This is a genomic window from Pseudomonas khavaziana (genome assembly GCF_036704165.1).
GTDB classification, from domain to species: domain Bacteria; phylum Pseudomonadota; class Gammaproteobacteria; order Pseudomonadales; family Pseudomonadaceae; genus Aquipseudomonas; species Aquipseudomonas khavaziana.
In genome coordinates, this window is the sequence record NZ_CP129946.1 from 1,336,617 (window position 1) to 1,358,703 (window position 22,087).

The window sequence follows — 22,087 nt, forward strand, 5'->3', positions numbered from 1 at the left end:
GTCCTCGCTTACAGACCGTGAGCCATGGCTTTATCGATCAGCCAGTTCAGGGACGGGCCACGGTCGCTGGTGACTTCCACCGGGCGGCCGGCGTAGGTGCTGTCCAATGGTGCATCCGGCTTGATCTGCACGCGGATGTCAGAGGACAAGTCGGCGCTGTTCAGGCTGGTGCTGCTGACGATGGTGCCGGTGCGAACCTGTTCTTCGTCGGCCACCTGGAAGCTCACCGGCGTACCTGGGCGCACATCACCGAACTGGCGGTAAGTGAAGCGTGCTTCCACATTGGCCTGGCTGCCGCGTGGCACCAGTTGGAAGATCACATCACCCTTGCTGGCGTACTGGCCGTCGGCGACCAGTTGCTGGGCCACCACGCAATCGCACGGCGAGGTCAGGGTGCCGGTCATTTGCTTGCCGAACAGCTCTTCGACCTTGGCTGGTTGCAGTTGGTCTTCGTCCAGGTGGCCCTTGAGGACGTCGAGCATGCTGGTGCTGAAAGTCGCCAATGGCGCGCCTTTGGCCGCAACCGAGTCACCTTTGAGCAGGCTCTGCACGGTGCCGTCACGCGGCATGGTTACGTTCATCCCCGGTACGCTGACCAGGCCCGCCTGGGCGTGGCTGACGAAGTACATGCCGTAGAGGGACTTGAAGACAAACCCGAACGCGGCCAGGCCCACCAGGAAAATCGCCAGGCTGAACGTCACGGCGCGCAGGCGACCGAATGCGGTCATGCCGCTGCCGCTGTCCTTGACCTTGCGTGCCTTGGTGAAGTTGTCGCGTTGCAGGGTTGCCAGCACGTCGCCCATGGTCACGATGTCGCCGGACAGGTGCGAAGTGATCAGGTGGCGCAGGGTGGAAATATCCTGCGCGTCGAGGTTCTGGAACTGGCAGCCGGTGCGGCCGGTCTGGCGGTCGTAGGAGCGAATCTGCAGCTCCACATCCATGGCCAGGCCGAGGTTATCGATGACGAATTGCAGGCGACCCTTGTGCACCTGGCCGACGGTGAGCGGCTGGGTTGCGGTAAAGGCCAGGCCGCCGGCGGACAGGTCGATGACCCGCGCTTCGGTCGGCGTACGGTCGCTGTTGAAGAAGCGCAGCTTGGCCGGGATTTTGACCCGGGCGTGCTGGCGCTGGGCTTCGGATTCGTGGACAACGTTGGCGTTTACTTGGCTGTTCATAATGTTCTAGTTCCTAGTTAATTCAGGCTTGGCAGGGTCAGACCATCATCAGCAACACGGCAACGAAGATGCTGCCGGCGGAGAAGGTCATGGTCCGAGACGACCAGGTGTTGAACCAACGTTGAAAGCTGGCCAAATCGCGGGTCAGTTTGGTGTCCTGGCGGGTCCAGGACTGTTGATCAAGGCGGAAGAACACGTAGATCTTCACCAACGCGCCCATGATCTGGTTGTAATAGAGAATCATCGGGTAAGCCGGGCCGATCTTGTGGCCCGAGCACGACAGCAGCAGGGTCAGGATCAGGCGGGTAAGGCCGATCCACAGCAGGTAGACCAGGATGAACGCGCCGCCGTACTTGAAGGTGGCGATCATCGCCACGGTCAGGCCGAGCAGCGACGTCCACATCGACACGCGCTGGTCGAACAGCACTACGCTGGTGAACAGGCCGAGGCGACGTACACCCAGGCCGAGGGCACGGGAGTTCTGGCGCAGGTTGTTGCCGTACCAGCGGAACATCAGTTTACGGCTGGCCTTGATAAAGCTCTTTTCCGGCGGGTGTTCCACGGTGTTGATCGCGGCGTCCGGCACGTAGAAGGTGTCGTAGCCCAGGCGCATCAGGCTGAACCAGCTGGACTTGTCATCACCGGTCAGGAACTTGAAGCGCCCCAGGCGCCAGTGTTGCAGCGAGTCGCTTTCCACGTCGGCGATAAAGCCCGGGTCAGTGACCACGCTGGCACGGAATACCGACATGCGCCCGGTCATGGTCAGCACGCGCTTGGACAGGGCCATGGAGCACATGTTGATGTGGCGCTGGGCGAAGCGCAGCTTGTGCCACTCGCTCATGATGTAGCCGCCGCGCACTTCGCAGAATTCGTTGGTGGTCAGGCCGCCGACATTGCCGAACAACTGGAACCAAGGCACGGTCTTGCGCACCACGCCTTCAGCGAGCACGGTGTCGCCATCGATTACGGCTACCACGGCGCGGTCATCCGGCAGATGGCGAGAGATGGCGCGGAAGCCGAAGGCCAGGCCGTCACGCTTGCCGGTACCAGCGATGCGCACGAAGTCGAGCTTGACGTGGGCCGGCGGGTTCATTTTTTCCCAGAGGCTCTTGACCAGCAGCTCATCGGACATTTCCACCAGCGAGCAGACCACGGTAGTAGGGAAGCCGCATTCGATGGCTTCACGGATCACCGAGCTGTAGACCTGGGCGGTGGTCAGCGCGTCGATGCGAAAGCTGGTGACCATCAGGAACACATGGGACGGGTCGGCGGCCTTGCCCAGCTTGCGCACTTTGCGGCGCAGGTGCGGGTAGACCACGTACAGGAACAGCATGCCGCGAAAGAAATGCGTCGCGCCCATGGAGTAGCGCCAGATACCCACGGCACCAATCAGGAAAATAAAATTCTTCGATTGCGAGTCGAAGGTGCTCGCCGGCAACAGCAGGGCGAGACCCATCAGCAGGCTGAGGAAGAACAACCAGCCGGCCGCTTGCAGAAATACATGTTTTAACTTGGACATAAGCGTCATCCGCAGGGGGAGGAGGCTTCAGGCTGCAAGCGCTGGGGATAAAGACACTTGCAGCCTGAAACTTGCCGTTGCTGTTACCAGCAAATACCTTCGGTACGGCCGCTCACGCTGGTGGCCTTGGACATGAAGCCCACCAGATCGACCACTTGTTTGCCATGCGGGGCGTTCTGCGCCAGGGCACGGAACTTCTCATCACGGTTGCCCAGGATGATCACGTCGGAGTTGTTGATCACGTCGTCGAAGTTCGAGTTGAGCAGGGACGACACGTGGGGGATCTTGCCTTCGATGTAGTCCTTGTTCGCACCGTGCACACGGGCGTACTCGACGTTACTGTCGTAGATGCTCAGGTCGTAGCCCTTGCCGATCAGCATTTCCGCCAGTTCCACCAGTGGGCTTTCACGCAGGTCGTCGGTACCGGCCTTGAAGCTCAGGCCCAGCAGCGCGACTTTGCGTTTGTCGTGGCTGGAAACGATGTCGAAGGCGTTCTGTACCTGGGACTCGTTGCTGCGCATCAGCGAGTTGAGCAACGGCGCTTCCACGTCCAGGGAACCGGCGCGGTAGGTCAGGGCACGCACGTCTTTTGGCAGGCACGAACCGCCGAAGGCGAAGCCTGGACGCATGTAGTACTGGGACAGGTTGAGGGTCTTGTCCTGGCACACCACTTCCATCACTTCGCGACCATCGACGCCGACGGCCTTGGCGATGTTGCCGATCTCGTTGGCGAAGGTGACCTTGGTGGCATGCCACACGTTGCAGGTGTACTTGATCATCTCGGCAACGGCGATGTCCTTGCGGATGATCGGGGCGTCGAGTTCTTCGTACAGCGACTGCAGGACATCTCCGGAGGCTTTGTCGAACTCGCCGATGACGGTCATCGGTGGCAGGTCGTAGTCAGCGATAGCGGTGGATTCACGCAGGAATTCCGGGTTGACCGCAACGCCGAAGTCGACGCCGGCTTTCTTGCCGGAGCAGTCTTCGAGAATCGGGATCACCACGTTGGCCACGGTGCCTGGCAATACGGTGCTGCGCACCACGATGGTGTGGCGGGTGGTCTTGTCACGCAGCACAAAACCGATCTCGCGGCACACCGATTCGATGTAGTTGAGCTCCAGGTCGCCGTTTTTCTTGCTTGGCGTACCGACGCAGATCATCGACAGGTCAGTGTCACGAATAGCTTCGGCGAAGTTGGTGGTGCCGCGCAGCCGGCCAGTCTCGATACCCTGGCTCAACAGTTCGCCCAGACCCGGTTCAACGATTGGCGATTTACCCGCGTTGATCAGGTCGATCTTTTCCTTGGAGATGTCTACGCCAACCACTTCGTGGCCACGGGCAGACAGGCAACCGGCACAGACTGCACCAACGTAACCCAAACCAAATATGCTGATACGCATCGCATTTACCTCTTTGTCACTGAAGACGTTCTTAATCATGCCAATAGATGGCCGGAGTTCATGTTTGCAAGCGTCACTGATGCCGCGAAAGTTAGACGAATAGACGCCGACTTGCCGCGTGCAGGCATGTTGAATAGTGAGTGACTAACTATTGCACTCAAGTTGTGCGCAACTTGGCCTTTTTATTGGGGCTTGCCCTGAAATGCAGCCGGGCTTCCTTGGCGGAGGGCTCCGGCGCCAGTGCCGCAGGGCTTTGATACAGGCCATAAGCCTTTTGATATCAATGCCTTGGGTCTTCACCACTGGCTCATTTAGGTCAGCGCTGCCTTGGCCTTCAGGGGTTGGCAATAAGTGCTTATCGCTACCCTCAACTCAAACAGTTGATGTTATGACCATAGAGTCAAAGTGTTTTATGACAACTTGACTACTTCCGTTGGTCGCTGTGTAAGTCATCTCTTACGTAAACAGAGAATTTCGTTACCGGTGGTATGAGCGGCGCTTCAGGATGAAGTTCCTGGCCGCTCATCCTGTTTCCGGAAATTTCTTGAAATATTAGAAAAGATGGCACTGGTACTATAGTGATAGCACTTGCTATTTAGGCCAGTAGTTGTGGGGAGTTGGTGCGCGGGGATAGTTTTGTGCCACTACTGATTAAAAAAAGTGGTGCCACTACGAAAAAAACCGACGAGTGTCGAGTGAAGAAATCGTTAGGGTTGTATCTGGATGTTTTTCTGGCGCCAAATAAATGACGATTCTGGATTTGGAATACAAACAAAATGTGGGAGGGGGCTTGCTCCCGATAGCGGTGCGTCAGTCACTGAAATGTTGACTGAAATACCGCAATCGGGGGCAAGCCCCCTCCCACATTTGGATCTCATTGTCTGAAAGAGGGGGGGCAAAGCCTTATTCCGGTGCGTGATCGCGCAAGAACACCAGGTTATCCGGCTTGGACTGCTCCGCATTGAAGCGATAGCCCTGTACATCGAACTGCTTGAGTTGGGCCGGGTCGTTGATGCGCTCTTCGATCACAAAGCGGCTCATCATGCCCCGGGCCTTTTTCGCGTAGAAGCTGATGATCTTGTACTGGCCGTTCTTCAGGTCCTTGAACTCGGTGTTGATGATCCGCGCCTTCAAGGCCGTGCGCTTGACCGCCGAAAAATACTCATTGGACGCCAGGTTGAGCAGCACATCGTCGCCTTGCTCGGCCAGTGCTTCATTCAACCACTCGCTGATGCGCGTGCCCCAGAAGGCATAGAGGTCTTTGCCACGGGCATTGGCCAGCTTGGTACCCATCTCCAGGCGATACGGCATCATCAGGTCCAGGGGGCGCAGCAGCCCATAGAGGCCCGAGAGCATGCGCAGATGGTCCTGGGCGTAGCTGAAATCGGCATCGCTGAAGGTCTCGGCATTGAGACCGGTGTAGACATCGCCCTTGAATGCCAACAGGGCCTGCTTTGCATTGGCCTGGGTGAAGGCGGGCGTCCAGCTGCCGAAGCGCGCGGCGTTGAGGCCACCGATCTTGTCGGAGACGTGCATCAACTCGCTGATCTGTGCCGGGCTCAGTTCGCGTAGCTGTTCGATCAGTTCCTGGGAATGGTCCAGGTATAGCGGCTGGGTGAAGCGCGCAGTGACCGGCTTTGACTCGAAGTCGAGGGTTTTGGCGGGGGAAATCACCATCAGCATGAAGTTGGCTCCTTTAATCGTGGGCGAGATTCTAGGGGGTGGGGCGTTTTGACTCCACCTATGATGGTGATAGGTGCGATCCGCTATGATGGCCGGTAACTCTGGAAAGGAAGACCCCGTGTGCGATTAGCGCTTTTTTTGTCGGCTTGTTTGCTGTGCGTCACCGCCCAGGCCGCGCCGGTTGACGTAGCCAGCCTCGACCGCAGCACCTGGCCGGAAAAACTCAGCAGCCCGGCGCTGTTCGATGTGGCTTCGCGGGCCGAAATCCTGATGTTTGCCCACGGCCTGTTGGCCAGTGAGGCCCTGGACGACAGCGGGCTCAGGCAGCGCCTGGGCTTGAAGATCATCAACCTGGCGGCTATTGACGACCTGCGTCGCCAGTTGTGGCAACGGCTGTTGGAGAACTACAGTCTCGCCCAGCAGAGCTGCGAAGAAGATGCCTCGTTTTGCTTCCTGGTGGACAACATGGACGACCTGCGTGAGCAGGCTGGCAAGTTCGAGGTCAGCGACAATTCTTTCTATATAGGCTGGGCCGCCCCCAGCCGGCACTTCCACGAGCGCTATCTCGACGAACTGCTGCGCAAGGCCGCGCTGTTTCCGCAGATCAGCAGTGAAGTGGCGCGCTTTGGCGACCATGAGCGCAATGGCGACGAGCTCAATGACCGCATGTTCCTGCTGACCTTCGATGGCGGCCCGGCACCGGTTGGCGGCAATACCGACTGGCTCACCGACTACCTGCGCAAGCAGAAGATGAACGCCACCTTCTTCACCCTTGGCAGCAGCTTGCAAACCCGGGTAGAGCGTAGTTCTGCCGCCGATGTGCAGGCGCTGTACCAGGGGCAGTGCGTAGGTATCCAGGGGTGGGAGTACCGTTCCCACAGCCATTGGGTCGACTGGCAAAGCTCCATCACCCGCAGTGCCGCGCTGGTGCAGAACCTGATGCCGGAAAACTATCTGCCGCTGTTCCGCCCACCCTATGGGCAGCGCCGTGCGGATAGTCAGGGTTTTTTCCAGCAGCAGGGTTTGCAGGTGGCGTTGTGGGATATCGATTCCCAAGACGAGCCGGGCAAGCTCAAGGCCGATGAGTCGGCACAGCGGGTGCTGACGCTGATGCTGCTGTGGCGCAAAGGTGTGATTGCCTTTCACGACACCCAGGACAAGGCGCGGGTGGCAATACCGATGTTGTTGCAGGCAACGGCGCAGAGTGGCTTGGGTTGGCAGGAGTGCCGCGAGGCATTTCGCTGAGAATGCCCGGCCCTGTTAGGGATGAGGGATTTTCGGGGTAATTTGCTGCGACATTTCGATGCAGGCGGACTTCCGACTTTAACGGGGCAGCTGGCACTCGGCTAGTGCTATTCGTCATCCTGAAAAATAAATTTCAAAAAAGCGTCAAAGTGCTTTTTCCTGTCATGGGTTTTGCGGTATTACGAAGTCAGACCGCCGAACCCTGCAACACAGGTGGCGTCTTCCAAGACTCCTCATGTGGGCACTGCACTTGACGTCACTCAGGTGTGGTCGGTGGTCGAATCGAGGCGCAGCACCGCCCAGGTATTGCGTCGACTGGCTCCCACAAAGGTGACCGAGTATGGATGATCATGGACGCACCCCTTCTTCCGACCAGCCAATCCTTTATGTGCTTGATACCAACGTATTGATCCACGATCCAAACGCACTGCTTAACTTCGAAGAACACCACGTCGCCATTCCGATGATCGTGCTTGAGGAGCTCGACAAACTCAAAAGCGGCCACCACAGCGTTGCCGCCGAATGCCGCCAGGCCATCCGCCTGATCGACAAGACGTTGGGCGAAGCCTCGCCCGAGGATGTTGAGGTCGGCGTGCCGATCCAGCGTGGCAAGAGCGGGCCCAAGGGCTTGCTGTCGATCCTGATGAGCAAGCGCAGCGAGCCCAACAGCCTGCTGCCGGAAAACCTCAACGACAACAAGATCATCAACCAATTGATCGACCTGCACGCCCGCGACAAGGACCTGCGCGTGGTGCTGGTGACCAAAGACATCAATATGCGCCTCAAGGCACGAGCGTGTGGGATCGCTGCCGAGGACTACAGCACCGACCAACTGGTCGACGACGTGTCGATGCTCTCCCGTGGTTATCACATGATGACCGGCTCGTTCTGGGACCGTGTCAGCAAGGTCGAGACCCGCCAGGACCACGGCCGCACCTGGCACCAGGTGCAGCTGATCGACAACCTGCCGGCCGTGCATATCAATGAATTCATCGTCGACGAACAGGGCTTCGTGGGCTGGATCAAAGAGATCCAGGTCGACAAGCTGCTGATCCTCGACCTGCATCAGGAACCCCTGTTGCACCAGGAAGCCTGGGGCCTGAAACCGCGTGATATCTACCAGAGCCTGGCGCTGTATGCGCTGCTCGACCCGGACATCCACCTGGTCAACCTTACTGGCGCTGCCGGCTCGGGGAAAACCATCCTGGCCCTGGCGGCCGCCATCGAACAGACCATGGTGACCAAGCGCTATCGCCGCATCATCGCCACCCGCAGCGTGCAGGGCCTGGACCAGGAAATCGGCTTCCTGCCCGGCACCGAAGCGGAAAAAATGGAGCCGTGGCTGGGAGCGATCACCGACAACCTCGAAGCCTTGCACATGGATGACGAAAACACCCATGGCAGCGTCGATTACATCCTCAGCAAAGTGCCGTTGCAGTTCAAATCCCTCAACTACATCCGCGGGCGCAGCTTCCAGCAGAGCCTGATCCTGATCGATGAGTGCCAGAACCTTACCCCGCACCAGATGAAAACCATCATCACCCGTGCCGGCGCCGGTTCCAAAGTGGTGTGCCTGGGCAACCTGGCACAGATCGACACCCCTTACCTGTCCGCGACCAGCTCCGGGCTGACCTACCTGACGGAACGCTTCAAAGACTTCCCCAACGGCGTGCATATCGCGCTGCAAGGGGTACCTCGTTCGATCCTGGCCGAATACGCCGAATCCCACCTGTAAGCAATAAGTGGCTAAATGCCACGAACCACCCCGGATTTTTCACGAAATCCGGGGTTTTTGTTGTGGGCGACATTTGCCTGCGATAACGCGCCCTGGGTGCTTGTGGTTTTTGTAATTATTTTGTTACATTTTTTCTCGCGGTAAAAACAATAAGAACACTCCACGACCCCGTCGGAACGCCGCTTCCTTGATTCGACGTACGTTTTGAAGACCTATCCAGGGTTTTCACCGTGACCCTGCCTATTACAAAAGCCCGATACATCGCTCATTGACGACGCACATATCCAAAGGGAAAGGAAAATGGACGTAGCAGGTAATGGCTTCACTGTGTCGCAACACAAGCACGCCACTCGTTTCAAGCAGATACCCCTGACACCCATTGCGCTCGGCCTGGCCCTCTGGCTGGGCCAGGGTTCCATGGCCTGGGCCGAAGACAATCCCTACACCTCCCAGGTGCTGGAATCGGCGTTTCGCAAAGCTGTCGCCTCCTTCGGCCCCGGCACTGACGTGTACAAGAACCTGCGGTTTGCCTACGCAGATATCGTCGACCTGGCGGCCAAGGACTTCGCTGCCCAGTCCGGCAAGTTCGACTCGGCCCTCAAGCAGAACTACGAACTGCAACCTGAAAACCTCACCATCGGCGCCATGCTCGGCGATACCCGGCGACCGCTGGACTACACCTCGCGCCTGGATTACTACCGCAGCCGGCTGTTCAGCAACAATGGTCGCTACACCAGCAATATTCTCGATCTCTCCAAGGCGATCATCGCCAACCTGCCGACCGCCAAGCCCTATACCTACGTAGAGCCGGGCGTGAGCAGCAATCTCAATGGGCAACTGAACGCCGGGCAATCCTGGGCTGGCGCAACCCGTGACTGGAGCGCCAACGCGCAAACCTGGAAGACCCCGGAAGCCCAGGTCAACTCTGGACTGGACCGCACCAACGCGTACTACGCCTATGCCCTGGGCATCACCGGCAAGGGGGTGAATGTCGGCGTGCTCGACTCGGGCATCCTTACCAGGCACTTCGAGTTTCAGGGCAAGAACGCCCAGGGCCAGGACCGCGTGCAGGCGGTGACCTCCACCGGCGAGTACTACGCCACCCATCCGCGCTACCGTCTTGAAGTGCCCAGCGGCGAGTTCAAGCAGGGTGAGCATTTCAGTATTCCCGGGGAATACGACCCGGCGTTCAACGATGGTCACGGTACGGAAATGTCCGGTGTGCTCGGGGCCAGCCGCAACGGCACCGGTATGCACGGCATTGCCTTCGATGCGAATATCTTTGTCGCCAACACCGGCGGCAGCGACAACGATCGGTACCAGGGCTCCAACGACCTCGACTACAACGCGTTCATGGCCAGCTACAACGCCCTGGCAGCGAAGAACGTGTCGATCGTCAACCAGAGCTGGGGGCAAAGCTCGCGCGATGACGTGGAGAACCACTTCGGTAATGTCGGCGACAGCGCCGCGCAAAACCTGCGCGACATGACCGCGGCCTATCGCCCGTTCTGGGACAAGGCCCACGCCGGTCACAAGACCTGGATGGACGCCATGGCCGACACCGCACGGCAAAACAGCTTCATCCAGATCATCTCGGCGGGCAACGACAGCCATGGTGCCAACCCGGATACCAACGCCAACCTGCCGTTTTTCAAGCCGGACATCGAAGGCAAATTCCTCACGATCACCGGTTATGACGAGACCAGCGCCCAAGTCTACAACCGTTGCGGCACCTCGAAGTGGTGGTGCGTGATGGGGGTGTCGGGCATCCCGTCCGCAGGGCCGGAGGGTGAAATCATCCCCAACGCCAACGGCACCTCTGCCGCCGCGCCGAGCGTTTCCGGCGCCTTGGCCTTGGTGCTCCAGCGCTTTCCCTACATGACCGCCAGCCAGGCTCGGGACGTATTGCTCACCACCTCCAGCCTGCAGGCGCCGGATGGTCCGGACACGCCTGTCGGTGCGCTGACAGGTGGCCGCACCTACGACAACCTGCAGCCGGTGCACGATGCCGCGCCGGGAACGCCGCAAGTGCCGGGAGTGGTCAGCGGCTGGGGCTTGCCCAACCTGCAAAAAGCCATGCAAGGGCCGGGGCAGATCCTTGGTTCAATGGCGGTGGCCTTGCCCACGGGCACCCGCGATATCTGGGCCAACCCAATATCCGATGAAGCCATTCGCGCCCGGCGCGTGGAAGACGCTGCAGAGCAGGCGACCTGGGCGGCCACCAAGCAACAGAAGGGCTGGCTCAATGGCCTGCCCACCAATGCGTCGGCCGATGATCAGTTCGAATACGAGATCGGTCATGCCCGCGAGCAGGCGACGCTCACCCGTGGTCAGGACCTGCTCACCGGCGCCACCTACGTTGGCAGCCTGGTCAAATCGGGGGACGGTGAACTGGTGCTGGAGGGCCAGAACACCTATTCAGGCAGCACCTGGCTGCGCGGTGGCAAACTGTCGGTGGACGGCACCTTGACCTCTGCCGTGACGGTGGATGGCAGCGCCGTGGGTACGCGCAATACGGATAACGGCGTGCTGACCACCATGGGCGGCACCCTGGCCGGCAACGGCACGGTAGGGGCTTTGAGCGTCAACAACGGCGGACGTGTGGCGCCGGGGCATTCGATTGGCACGTTGCACACCGGCGATGTGACCTTCAATCCGGGCTCGGTGTATGCCGTCGAAGTGGGTGCCAATGGCCGCAGCGACCAGATCCAGAGCAGCGGTGTGGCGACCCTCAATGGCGGCGTGGTGAGCGTGTCCCTGGAGAACAGCCCCAACCTGCTGTCCGCCAGTGAGGCGCGCAGCTTGCTGGGCCAGCAGTTCAGCATCCTCAGCGCCAGCCAGGGCATCAATGGCCAGTTTGCGGCGTTCGCGCCCAACTACTTGTTCATTGCCACGCAGCTCAACTACCAACCCAACCAGCTGACCCTGGCGATAGCGCGCAATCAGAACAGCTTCGCCAGCGTCGCACAAACCCGCAACGAACGGGCGGTGGCGACGGCGGCCGAGACGCTGGGTGTCGGCAGCCCGGTCTACGAAAGCCTGTTGGCTTCGGATTCTGCCGACCAGGCACGGGACGCGTTCAAGCAACTGTCGGGGCAACTGCACTCGGATGTGGCGGCGGCGCAAATGGCCGACAGCCGCTACCTGCGCGAAGCGGTCAATGGGCGCCTGCAGCAGGCCCAGGCGTTGGATTCCAGCGCGCAGATTCAGGCCAGCGACAACGGCGGCTGGGTGCAACTGCTGGGCGGGCGTAATAACGTCAGCGGTGACAACAACGCCAGTGGCTACTCGTCGTCCACCAGCGGCGTGCTGCTGGGTTTGGACACCGAGGTGAGTGATGGCTGGCGGGTGGGGGCGGCGACCGGTTATACCCAGAGCCACCTCAATGGCCAGTCGGCTTCGGCGGACAGCGACAACTATCACCTGTCGGTATATGGCGGCAAACGCTTCGAAGCCATTGCCCTGCGCCTGGGTGGCGCCACCACCTGGCACCGTCTGGACACCTCGCGGCGAGTCGCTTATGCCAATCAGTCGGACTATGCCAAGGCCGACTACAGCGCACGCACCGACCAAGTGTTCGCCGAGATCGGCTACACCCAATGGAGCCAATTCGAACCCTTCGCCAACCTTACGTACCTGAACTATCAAAGCGACTCGTTCAAGGAGAAAGGCGGCGCCGCTGCTTTGCACGCCAGTCAGCAAAGCCAGGACGCGACGCTGTCGACCCTGGGCCTGCGTGCACATACGCAGTTGCCGATCAGCTCCACCTCGGCGGTGACCTTGCGCGGTGAGTTGGGTTGGGAGCATCAGTTCGGTGACACCGAACGCGAAGCCTCGCTGAAGTTTGCCGGCAGCGACAGCGCCTTTGCCGTCAACAGCGTGCCCGTGGCCCGGGATGGCGCGGTGATCAAGGCCAGTGCGGAAATGGCCTTGACCAAAGACACCCTGGTGTCGTTGAACTACAGCGGCTTGTTGTCCAACCGTGGTAACAACAACGGGATTACTGCCGGGTTTACCTTTCGTTTCTAACCTTGGATGTTGTGATTAAAGGGGGGCACTGCACCCCTTTATTTATGCAATAAACAGCCCTGCGCAAATTTGACCCACGGGTTTACAATTGCCGCTTCTGATCAGGAGTACCCCTGTGCTGACTCATCTCGATTCCCAAGGTCGCGCCCATATGGTCGACGTCACCGACAAAACCGTGACGTTCCGTGAGGCGGTGGCCGAAGCGCGGGTGCGCATGTTGCCCGAAACCCTGACAATGATTGTCGACGGCGCCCACCCCAAGGGCGACGTATTCGCCGTGGCCCGCATCGCCGGGATCCAGGCGGCAAAAAAAACCAGTGACTTGATCCCCCTGTGCCACCCGCTGATGCTTACCGGCGTCAAGGTCGAGCTACGCGCCGATGGCGTGGATGCCGTGCATATCCTGGCGCGCTGCAAACTCTCCGGCCAGACCGGCGTGGAAATGGAAGCCCTGACTGCCGCCAGCGTTGCGGCGTTGACCATCTACGACATGTGCAAGGCCGTGGACCGTGGCATGACCATCGAAAGCATTCGCCTGCTGGAAAAGCTGGGCGGTAAAAGCGGGCACTTCAAGGCGGACCAGGCATGAGCATCAACGTATTGTTTTTTGCGCGTTACAGCGAAGCGATTGGCCTGGATTCGCTGGAGATGGAAGGTGAGTTCGCCACCGTCGACGCCGTGCGCCAAGCATTGGCGGTCGATTCGGGCTTCGAAGTGCTCAACGAGACCAGCCTGATGTGCGCCCGCAACCAGGAGCTATGTGGTCTCGACGAGCCACTGCAAGCCGGTGATGAAGTCGCGTTTTTCCCACCCGTGACCGGAGGCTGACCATGGCTATTCGTGTGCAGGTCGAAGCCTTTGATCCCGGCGCTGAAGTCAACGCCATGCACGCCGCCAATGTCGGCGTGGGCGCGGTGGTGAGTTTTGTCGGCTATGTGCGCGACTTCAATGACGGGCGCGATGTGTCGGGGATGTTTCTGGAACACTACCCCGGCATGACCGAAAAGGCTTTGACCAAGATTACCTTGGAGGCTGAACAGCGCTGGCCGTTGCTCAAGCTGGAGGTGCTGCATCGTATCGGCGCGCTGGAGCCGGGCGAGCCGATTGTGTTTGTTGCAGTGGCCAGTGCGCATCGCCAGGCGGCGTTTGAGGCGTGTGCGTTTGTGATGGATTACTTGAAGACGCGGGCGCCGTTTTGGAAGAAGGAAGTTACTGCGCAAGGGCCGCTTTGGGTAGAGGGGCGGGAAAGCGATCAAGTGTCGGCGGAGAGGTGGGAAGAATAGGAAAACGGTTTTCCTATTAAAAGTGGGCACGCCAATTCTTTTATGATCTAAACAACTGTCAATTCTGACAGTTGTTTCTTCCCTTTATTCCAGTCTTAATCATTACCAGTCTTGGATATTGATAGGCCTCATATTTTGTATGCGGCACTGGATGTTTACGAGTGGGAGAACGTGATGGTTATTAAGACGGATAGTGTCAGATTATCTCACTTGGAGATTCGCTTGCCCGATGGATTAAATTCAACGTCCGCGCTGTACGCCAATAACCGACATCAGTGCCTGGTGATCATCGACATTGTCAAAGAGATGAGAGGCGATGACGGTGTCTGGCACCCTGTTGCCTTGACTGCACATGAGCGCACTAATATAAATGTCGTGGCTTATTCGTCTGACCCTGATGCAGATTTGCCTCCGGGTTGGAACTGCGATGCCAGAAAAAACAAATTTACTTTAGGGCTGGTATCTCAGAAAGACTCAATCAAAACGACAAAAAAACAGCCAGAGATAAAAGCACTTGATTCTAGCGTGGAATCTATCAAACGCTATATCCGTGTTGATTCAGCTATCGCACTCGCACCAGTTACTTTAATGGCCAGGGTTACCCTTGCTGGGCAAGTTTTTACCACTCATGGTTTTGGCAGGGAGGGCGATTCATCAGTGGTCATAGAGCCCACGGCCCCTTTGCGTTTGGGCGCTGCAGATCTTGAACTTAAGGTGACGCCTGGTGCGTTTCAGCAAGGGCTAGTCAAAATAAATCTCTATGAGTGGAAACCCCGAAATACAGGGATCTACTTTATAGAGAATCAGGGGTTAGAGGCACCTATTAAATTAACGGATGAGGGTGATTACTTTGAGACCTCGTTAGTTAGTGGTGTGCCGATGTTTCCGACAATTTCACGTAAAGTTGGAGTGGGAACAAAAGCGCCGAACTCGCCCCTGTATATGAATGATATTCATAAAGGGCTTGAATTAAGTGAGCCCAACCCGTGGTTGCCCTTCACAACCTCCATAATGAATGCGATGATTGTGTCGGGTGAGTTCAGATCCACTCCATCAGACACGAACAGTGTCTGGCGCCTACTGGATAATGTTGGTAACGAGCATTCCTATTATCTCTCAATGTCTGATACGGGAACTTTGGTTCTAAGAGATGCTGCAGGGCCAAAGTTGCGTAGAGTCTCACTCTTTGAAATTAAACTGGCCGCTGGGAATTCGTCCACCCAAGCGCTCTATTCCAGTGGCCACAATCAATGCAAGGTATTTATAGAGGTCATTGTACTAGAACGTCAGGATGACGGATTTTGGCAACGTGTGAATTTATCCTTCGATGAATCTCGGAGTGCGACCGTCACTTTTTTCTCCAATGATCCTAATCAATCGTTGTCCAAGGGTTGGTTCTGTGATGTTCTCAAAAATCGCTACAATACTGGTATATCGACAAGCCCGCAAAACAGCAGCGAACATGCGCCGGATGCGACCCGTTTCGACACTATCGAGCGCTATATGCGGGTTAGCCCAGGTACTATCGAGACTCAACGGTTCATGGCACGCATCACGGTGGGAGGTAAGGTCTACACTACCAACTCTGTAGATGGCAGTCTGATCTTCAATTCATGCATTGCCATACGGCCCACACGCCCCTATGCGCTTCGTCAATACGATCTGCTTGAGCATATTGACACTAATGCATATCGAGATGGAAATTCTGTGCGGGTTTCTGTTCATTACTATACGGCTCCGTCATCGACTCAAATAATTGAAACGGTTGGGTTGAGTCGCCCGGTCCCTATCTCGAGTGAGGGGGTTCATTTCAAAACTGCAGGGGTGTTTAGAATACCGGGTGGGAATGGTGTAAAAATTGGCATTGTGGTGAACCACGACCTAGCAGGATCCGTTCTGTATATGAATAGCGTTCAACGCGGGGTTTACTCCGGTTCAAATCCAAGTATCAAGATCAATGAACGACAAACGATAATGCGTGCTTTTAGTTTTTATTGGGCGGGTTGGTATCCGAGTGAGGCGCTCCCCCCCAATTACGTGACGTTCAGAGACTCTAACGGATGTGATCATCGATTTCGGCTGTCATTTATGGCTGCATATGTATCGACCGGCGCGCGGTTGACGGGCTGAAAACTGCTTTGAGGAGGCTACCATGAATAGTAGAAATGTGCGTTTGGAGGAATTTGCAATAGAGTCGGATCTCGGTGCTGTTTATACAAGCGAGTTATATGCAAACGGCCGGCATCAATGCAAGTTATACATAAGGCTTATCAAAAAGCTGGAAAATGCATTAGGGGGATGGGACGTTGTCCCGCTAACGTCTGCTGAAAAGGCCAGTGCCACTGTCCAATCGTTTTCGCCCAATCCCGCCATCGGATTACCAGCAGGTTGGAGTTGTGATGTAGAGAAAAATCAGTTTGATTGCGGGTTATGGCCTCAAAGCGGTCAGACAGAGGCAGAGGTACAAGAAATTGCTATAAATCCGCCCAGTGGTGCACCGCTGGAGCTGTTGGAGCGCTATGTGCGCGTGGCGCAAAACGCAATTACCGATACTAAGCGATTTATGGCAAGTATCGTGATTGACGGAAAGGTCTATACGACTTACTACAATGACGATAATGTTTTGTCTAATTCCTTCGTCGATATCACCCCCGTGAAGCCTTATGTACTCAGGGTAGCGCAACTGCAACGATTCACCGACATTGTCGATCTTTCGCACGTGCAAGAGAAATTGCGCGCTCAGATTTGTTATTGGCAACCGCCAGCCTCTCTTTATTTTGTTGAAAGTTTAGGTCTTACAGCGCCTTTAGATGTACCTGATGAGGGAGCAAGCTTTCAGACGGCGTTTGTGTTTTGGGCGGGGAGGGGCGGCGTGGCACGCGATAAAAATGTGCTAGGCACGCCGTTGTTTCTTTCTGACGTCAAACGGATCATTGCACCGGGTAAAGATACCGAGATTGAGTTCAATCTTCAACCCACAGCGATGCGAGCGGTCGTTTTATTTACTGATTATTTCGACCATAGGGAAAGCGCGGGAACATGGCGAGTGGTCGATAATTTTGGCTGTGAACACAGTTACCGAATGGTGTTTGGCACCTTTGGCGACCCGGTAAAACTCACGGATTAAATAGCTGTGCGTTGTTGCGTATTACCTTGAGCGGATAGATTGTATTCCTGGAGTTTCGTTATGGATGTTTACTCTAATGCCTTTAACTACCGCTCCTATATCGCAGGTTCGGTGGATGTGCGTACCGGTCAGTTTGGTTGCCAGATCAAGTTGGCAGCCTTATCCCCCCAAGGGCCTTTAGAGGTGAGCCGGGAGGTCATCCTCGGGTTTTCAATGCTGGGGGATGTCGGCGGCCTCTATGGTTTGAATTGGCATCTGAGTAATACCCAGTTTGATAGCGCAAAGTCCCGGCTGACATTACTCACGGGCGAGCGGTATCAAACCCAGGGTCTGCCTTCGGTAGGTGCAAGACTGGTGATTAAGGATCGCAAGCTCGAGGATCTGGTTGTCAAGCGCGTGGATACCAACACGCTGCATGTCATCTACAAAGATGGCACTGTCGAAATCCTGCGCCGTACCAGCAGTACGACACCTTATCGAATCGTTGCCCTCCTATTTGAAAACGGCGAGCGCTTTTCCTGGCACTACGATACGGGTGATGCCCTTGAGCGAATTCTCAACCACAACCAGGAGGAACTGTTGGTGTTGACGTATTCGGGTGGCCGCCTGGCGATGGCCGATACCCGCGTCGACGGCAATCGTTATGCGCGTACTCGCTTTACTTATACCAATGGCCGGCTGACCAGTGTCACGGTGCCCTATGACCGTACTGAACCGCCTGGCACTCAGAGTTATACCTTTGGCTACACCCTGCCATTTCGTAATGGTCTGGTTGCCATCAATCGCGTGGGCACGCCCATGGGCGGCGTTGAGTCAATCAGCTATGTCGAAATGGGGCATCAGTATGGTAATGGCCAGTACCTTCCAAGGGTTGCGAGCTGGATACAGACCGCCGCCGCAGGTCAGCCTGATATAGCGCGAACTTACAGCTACAGCCCGGATCGGAATTTTACCGGTTACCCCTTTAGGGGGGGCTTCACCGAAGGCGTCGATAACCTTTACCTGGTGCCCTCGCCCTACGCCTACTGGACAGAAGAGAGCACCATCGATAACACCGCTACCGTTGCTGCGCTGAGTATGACCCGCACCACCTACAACAACTTTCATTTATTAACCGAAGAGCAGGTCCGGCGAGAAGGCACACTGGTCACGACGACTATTGCCTATAATACCCGCCCCGGCTTTTTCCCCGAACAGCCCGCCAACCTGCAGATTCCCAAAACCATCACCAAAAGTTTTGAACAGGGGAGCGGAGGGGCTCCGAGAGAGGAAGTCCAACATATCGAGACCGACGACTACGGCAATGAGCTGAGCCGCACCGAGGCTTCCGGTGTTCGCACTGAATACAGCTATTACCCGATCACTGGCCAGCCAGATAAATGCCCTGCCGACCCCCACGGTCTATTCCAGCGCTATGTGAAGCAGGAACGACTTATTCCCGCAGGAGGCACGTCTGTGCCACCACCCACCGAGTACACCTACACAAGCATACAACGGGCCGGTACTGGTTATTTTGTCATGCAGGAATCGAGTACCCAGGCCACTGTATACAGCACTCGGAACACCTATTACCAAACCCCTGTCGAGCTGGCGGGCCGGTTGAAGAGTATTTCCAGCACCATTGACGGACTCACGTCAGTCAGCGAAATCAGCTACGCCATTACCGGTGACAACCTGATTGAAACCCGGCGTCTCAACGGACGCGAGGGGCAGTGGCTTGAGTCAGTGCGCATACTCTCGTTGGTCAACCGTCGCCTGTTGTCTATGACCCGTGATGGCGGCAGCACGCTGACCATGGCGTTCGACGTCAATGGCCGAATGACAGCGGAAACGGTGTCAGCCGGTAAACCAGAACAGGCCGGGCGCCGTTACGCTTACCATTTTGCGACGCCCACCCAACGGGCGCATTTGATCACCACCGATGCCCAGGGCACCCAGGTCATCACCTACTACGACGGTCTCGGGCGCCAAATATCCGAAGCTCACTTGCTGGGCGGGCAGGAGCGTGTCATCGGGACATGGCGGTATGACGCCCTTGGGCAACGTGTTGAAGAGGTGCGTACCGACTACCTGAATGACGGGCCTCGAAAGCTCAAGACGACCTACACCTATAATCGCTGGGGCAACCTCAGCCGTGTGGGGCGTTCTGATGGCAGTGTGTTGATCGATGAGTACGATCCCCTGCTGAACCTCAAGATCGAGGGGGTGGAAGGTGGCGAACGCCTGAAGACCTGGTTCAATGAGCATAACAAGCCGGCGAAGGTCGATCGCCTCGACGTTAATGACAACAGTGTCGAAATTGAGTCGCGCACCTACGATGGGCTGGGCCGATGCCTTTCGGTGCTGGATATGGGCAAAACTCTCACCGAGTTCACCTACGATGCGTTCAATCGGCAGGTGACCATTTTGCAAAAACCAGCCGATGGCACCGCGCAGCGCCTGCGTAAAATCGAATACGCACGCGGCATCAGCAGCGAATCAGCCACTGCAATGACGGTCGATGGCAAACTCATGGGCGCCCGCACCTATGACAGCCTGGGCCGCATGACCAGCCAGGGACATGGCGCCTGGCAGCCCATGACCTGGACATACGGGTCCGGGGGCATGAGGCCGGTCACCCTGGTTTCACCTCGGAACGTTATCCAGACCCTGACGTATGACAAAGAGTTGGATGTGCTGCGCAAGGTTGAAGTGCCAGGACGTCCGGAGACGACCTATGCATACGATCCCATCGCCGGAACACTGGTGAGCTCGACCAATGGATTGGTTCACGAGATCAACCGGGATGTAAATGGTCATCCCGAGAAGGAAGTGGAAACTGCCGATGGCAGGACATTGACGACAGTATATGGCTATTCCCCCGGCGGGCGCCTGCTTCATCAAATCGCTGCCGATGGTCAACGCAGCACCTTCGATTACGACGTCCGTGGACGCTTTTACCGGATGATCACGGGCCGGATGGTGATTGAACAGAGCTATGACGGCCTGGGGCGGGTGCATCGGTTGACGTCTACCTATGAAAGCGCACAAGTGGTTACGCAGTTGTCTTATGACGCACTGGGACGGGAAGCCGAACGTCGCTTCGAACAGAACGGTTCGCTGCTACAAGTCATGACCAGCACCTATCACGCCAATGGCATGCTGGCGACTCGCGTGCTGCGTGATGCGGGTTCGCGCGTGGTGATCGGTGAGACATTCACCTATGACGCCTACCTGCGGCTCAAGACCTACCGCTGCGAAGGGCAGGAACGCCCCGAGGATCATCTGGGCCGTGGCATCGTCGGGCAGGATTTCAGCTTTGACGGCCTCAATAACATCACACGGGTTGTCACCAGGTTTGCCGACGGCACGCACGACACTTGTGAGCGCTACTTCACCGGCGTCGACCCCTCCCAGTTGACACGCCTGACCCATACTCTGCCGGCACAGGACGTCACCCTGACCTATGATGCGGCGGGCAATTTGCAGGCCGGCCCTGAGGGTCAGGTATATACCTATAACGAACTGGATCAGTTGACCGGGGTGCGGCTCGGTACGCATGAGTACCGCTACGAGTACGATGCCGACTCACGCCAGGTGCTGGCTGGCCGTGACGCTGAACCGAAAGTGATGCTGGGATATGCGAACGACCGTCTCGAAATCCTGGATGAAGGTCAGAAACAGATCCGCTATTTCGAGGACGAGGACAAAGTGTTTGCGCGCACGGGTGGGGTGGAGGGGCCGCAACTGTACGCCAACGATGCCTCCGGCAGCGTGCGTGGGGTATCGGCCTCGGGCCAGGCGCATACACGCCGACACTACACACCCTATGGCCACGCACGAGTCATTGAGGATGATGGCAAGCCCCGGACCTTGGCGGACCTGCAGCAGCCGGCGCTCAATGGCCAGCGGCTCGATGCTGCGACCGGGCTCTACTTTATAGGGAGCGGCCTGCGTGCGTATTGCCCGGACCTGATGATATTCCTGCAGCGTGACTCACTGAGCCCATTCGATGAGGGTGGTATTAATGGCTATGCATACTGTGCGGGGAACCCGATCAACATGGCGGATCCCACCGGGTTATGGCCGAGTTGGTTGAGTTGGGTATTGACAGCGGTGATGCTGGCGCTTTCGGCGGTGACGCTTGGTTTTGCGGCGCCTGCGGCGGCAGCCGCGGTCGCCGCCAAGGCTGCGACCGCGGTGTTGATCAGCAAGTCGATTGCGTTGGCCGCCTCGACAGCTGGTTTTGTCAGCAATGTATTGGGCGCGGCAGGGCAAGTGGTTGCCGAGGTTGATAAAAACATGGGCTGGGACCGCTCACATCATGTCCAAAACCTTGGAACAGCGTCTTTCATATTCGGTAGTGCCGCGTGGGTAGGTGGTGGGGTTGGTACTATTCGGGCGGCAGGCGCAGCCTACAGCTCGGCTGTGAAGGTTGGTGCCAGCACTCTTTCTGCGGCTGGCAGCGGTCTGAAAGGGGGCGCCAAGGCCTTTACCGGCTTTGGTTATAGCTTCGGAAAGGATCCCAGCAATTTCAGCAGAGCTTTCGGAGTTACTCGTTTTGCACTGGGGGCAACCGGTTTTGGTCAGGCGATCGCGTCCAGAATCAACGCGGCACCGCCGAGCGCTTTTACTGAGATCGCCCAACCCGGGGTTTCTGGGACTGATTCCAGCGCTCCTGCTTCGGCTCAACCTCAACCTCAACCCCAATCGATTGGCAGCCGCTTTACCGATATGGCTGGCAGCAGCGCCGATTACTACCAGGCATTCAGGGACGAGGCCTGGCGTATTCGCCAACCTATTCTGAGTGAGCTGATACAGGGGGGAGGTGACGCTTGATGCAAGCGAATGTAGGAGGGGAAGACCCTAATGCCAGTCAGTTAAGGCTTTTTGTAGGAGCGAGCTTGCTCGC

The 22,087-nt window shown here is 57.4% G+C and carries 13 protein-coding genes; 9 read left to right on the forward strand and 4 right to left on the reverse strand.

The features are described 5' to 3' along the window. Positions 1–8: 8 nt before the first annotated feature. The 4 genes from QYQ93_RS05890 to yaaA all read right to left on the reverse strand — a co-directional run bounded on the left by QYQ93_RS05890 (position 9) and on the right by yaaA (position 5,777). Positions 9–1,175, reverse strand: a complete 1,167-nt coding sequence (locus QYQ93_RS05890) for an alginate biosynthesis protein Alg44 (protein ID WP_338476515.1) — start codon at positions 1,173–1,175, stop codon at positions 9–11. A gap of 37 nt (positions 1,176–1,212) precedes the next feature. Then, on the reverse strand, positions 1,213–2,694 hold the full coding sequence (alg8, locus tag QYQ93_RS05895) for a mannuronan synthase (RefSeq protein ID WP_161796517.1): 1,482 nt from the start codon (positions 2,692–2,694) through the stop codon (positions 1,213–1,215). 83 nt (positions 2,695–2,777) lie between these two features. Continuing rightward, positions 2,778–4,094 carry a nucleotide sugar dehydrogenase gene (locus tag QYQ93_RS05900; protein WP_043049799.1) on the reverse strand — a complete coding sequence of 439 codons (1,317 nt, stop codon included), beginning with the start codon at positions 4,092–4,094 and terminating at the stop codon, positions 2,778–2,780. A 903-nt stretch (positions 4,095–4,997) separates the two neighbouring features. Continuing rightward, positions 4,998–5,777 carry a peroxide stress protein YaaA gene (yaaA, locus tag QYQ93_RS05905; protein ID WP_338476516.1) on the reverse strand — a complete coding sequence of 260 codons (780 nt, stop codon included), beginning with the start codon at positions 5,775–5,777 and terminating at the stop codon, positions 4,998–5,000. 120 nt (positions 5,778–5,897) lie between these two features. On the opposite strand from yaaA, the gene QYQ93_RS05910 reads away from it, so the two are divergent. The 9 genes from QYQ93_RS05910 (at position 5,898) to QYQ93_RS05950 (ending at position 22,014) form a co-directional block, all read left to right on the forward strand. Next, a complete protein-coding gene (locus QYQ93_RS05910) occupies positions 5,898–7,022 on the forward strand; it encodes a polysaccharide deacetylase family protein (RefSeq protein WP_338476517.1) in 1,125 nt (374 codons plus the stop codon). Between the two features lie 340 nt (positions 7,023–7,362). Then, positions 7,363–8,757, forward strand: a complete 1,395-nt coding sequence (locus QYQ93_RS05915; protein ID WP_032877681.1) for a PhoH family protein — start codon at positions 7,363–7,365, stop codon at positions 8,755–8,757. A 300-nt stretch (positions 8,758–9,057) separates the two neighbouring features. Next, positions 9,058–12,786, forward strand: a complete 3,729-nt coding sequence (locus tag QYQ93_RS05920; protein WP_338476518.1) for an autotransporter domain-containing protein — start codon at positions 9,058–9,060, stop codon at positions 12,784–12,786. A gap of 115 nt (positions 12,787–12,901) precedes the next feature. After that, positions 12,902–13,375: a cyclic pyranopterin monophosphate synthase MoaC gene (gene moaC / locus QYQ93_RS05925; protein ID WP_043049793.1), complete on the forward strand. Its 474-nt coding sequence runs from the start codon at positions 12,902–12,904 to the stop codon at positions 13,373–13,375. Continuing rightward, entirely contained in the window at positions 13,372–13,614 is a 243-nt protein-coding gene (gene moaD / locus QYQ93_RS05930) for a molybdopterin converting factor subunit 1 (protein ID WP_338476519.1), read from the forward strand. Before moaC ends, moaD begins: the two co-directional genes overlap by 4 nt. A gap of 2 nt (positions 13,615–13,616) precedes the next feature. Then, positions 13,617–14,069, forward strand: a complete 453-nt coding sequence (moaE, locus tag QYQ93_RS05935; protein ID WP_338476520.1) for a molybdopterin synthase catalytic subunit MoaE — start codon at positions 13,617–13,619, stop codon at positions 14,067–14,069. Positions 14,070–14,243: 174 nt separating this feature from the next. After that, positions 14,244–16,199, forward strand: coding sequence for a hypothetical protein (locus QYQ93_RS05940; protein ID WP_124421677.1), 1,956 nt, complete (start codon positions 14,244–14,246; stop codon positions 16,197–16,199). A gap of 22 nt (positions 16,200–16,221) precedes the next feature. Beyond that, positions 16,222–17,196, forward strand: a complete 975-nt coding sequence (locus QYQ93_RS05945; protein WP_043049796.1) for a hypothetical protein — start codon at positions 16,222–16,224, stop codon at positions 17,194–17,196. A gap of 60 nt (positions 17,197–17,256) precedes the next feature. Next, the gene (locus QYQ93_RS05950; RefSeq protein WP_338476521.1) at positions 17,257–22,014 is read left to right on the forward strand and encodes an RHS repeat-associated core domain-containing protein; all 4,758 of its coding nucleotides are present in this window, start codon (positions 17,257–17,259) and stop codon (positions 22,012–22,014) included. Positions 22,015–22,087 lie beyond the last annotated feature (73 nt).

What these genes read in the sequence shown, in the direction of transcription:
- QYQ93_RS05890 (WP_338476515.1), bottom strand. Translation starts at nt 1,175, where the DNA reads ATGAACAGCCAAGTAAACGCCAACGTTGTCCACGAATCCGAAGCCCAG.
- alg8 (WP_161796517.1), bottom strand. Translation starts at nt 2,694, where the DNA reads ATGTCCAAGTTAAAACATGTATTTCTGCAAGCGGCCGGCTGGTTGTTC.
- QYQ93_RS05900 (WP_043049799.1), bottom strand. Translation starts at nt 4,094, where the DNA reads ATGCGTATCAGCATATTTGGTTTGGGTTACGTTGGTGCAGTCTGTGCC.
- yaaA (WP_338476516.1), bottom strand. Translation starts at nt 5,777, where the DNA reads ATGCTGATGGTGATTTCCCCCGCCAAAACCCTCGACTTCGAGTCAAAG.
- QYQ93_RS05915 (WP_032877681.1), top strand. Translation starts at nt 7,363, where the DNA reads ATGGATGATCATGGACGCACCCCTTCTTCCGACCAGCCAATCCTTTAT.
- QYQ93_RS05920 (WP_338476518.1), top strand. Translation starts at nt 9,058, where the DNA reads ATGGACGTAGCAGGTAATGGCTTCACTGTGTCGCAACACAAGCACGCC.
- moaD (WP_338476519.1), top strand. Translation starts at nt 13,372, where the DNA reads ATGAGCATCAACGTATTGTTTTTTGCGCGTTACAGCGAAGCGATTGGC.
- moaE (WP_338476520.1), top strand. Translation starts at nt 13,617, where the DNA reads ATGGCTATTCGTGTGCAGGTCGAAGCCTTTGATCCCGGCGCTGAAGTC.
- QYQ93_RS05940 (WP_124421677.1), top strand. Translation starts at nt 14,244, where the DNA reads ATGGTTATTAAGACGGATAGTGTCAGATTATCTCACTTGGAGATTCGC.
- QYQ93_RS05945 (WP_043049796.1), top strand. Translation starts at nt 16,222, where the DNA reads ATGAATAGTAGAAATGTGCGTTTGGAGGAATTTGCAATAGAGTCGGAT.
- QYQ93_RS05950 (WP_338476521.1), top strand. Translation starts at nt 17,257, where the DNA reads ATGGATGTTTACTCTAATGCCTTTAACTACCGCTCCTATATCGCAGGT.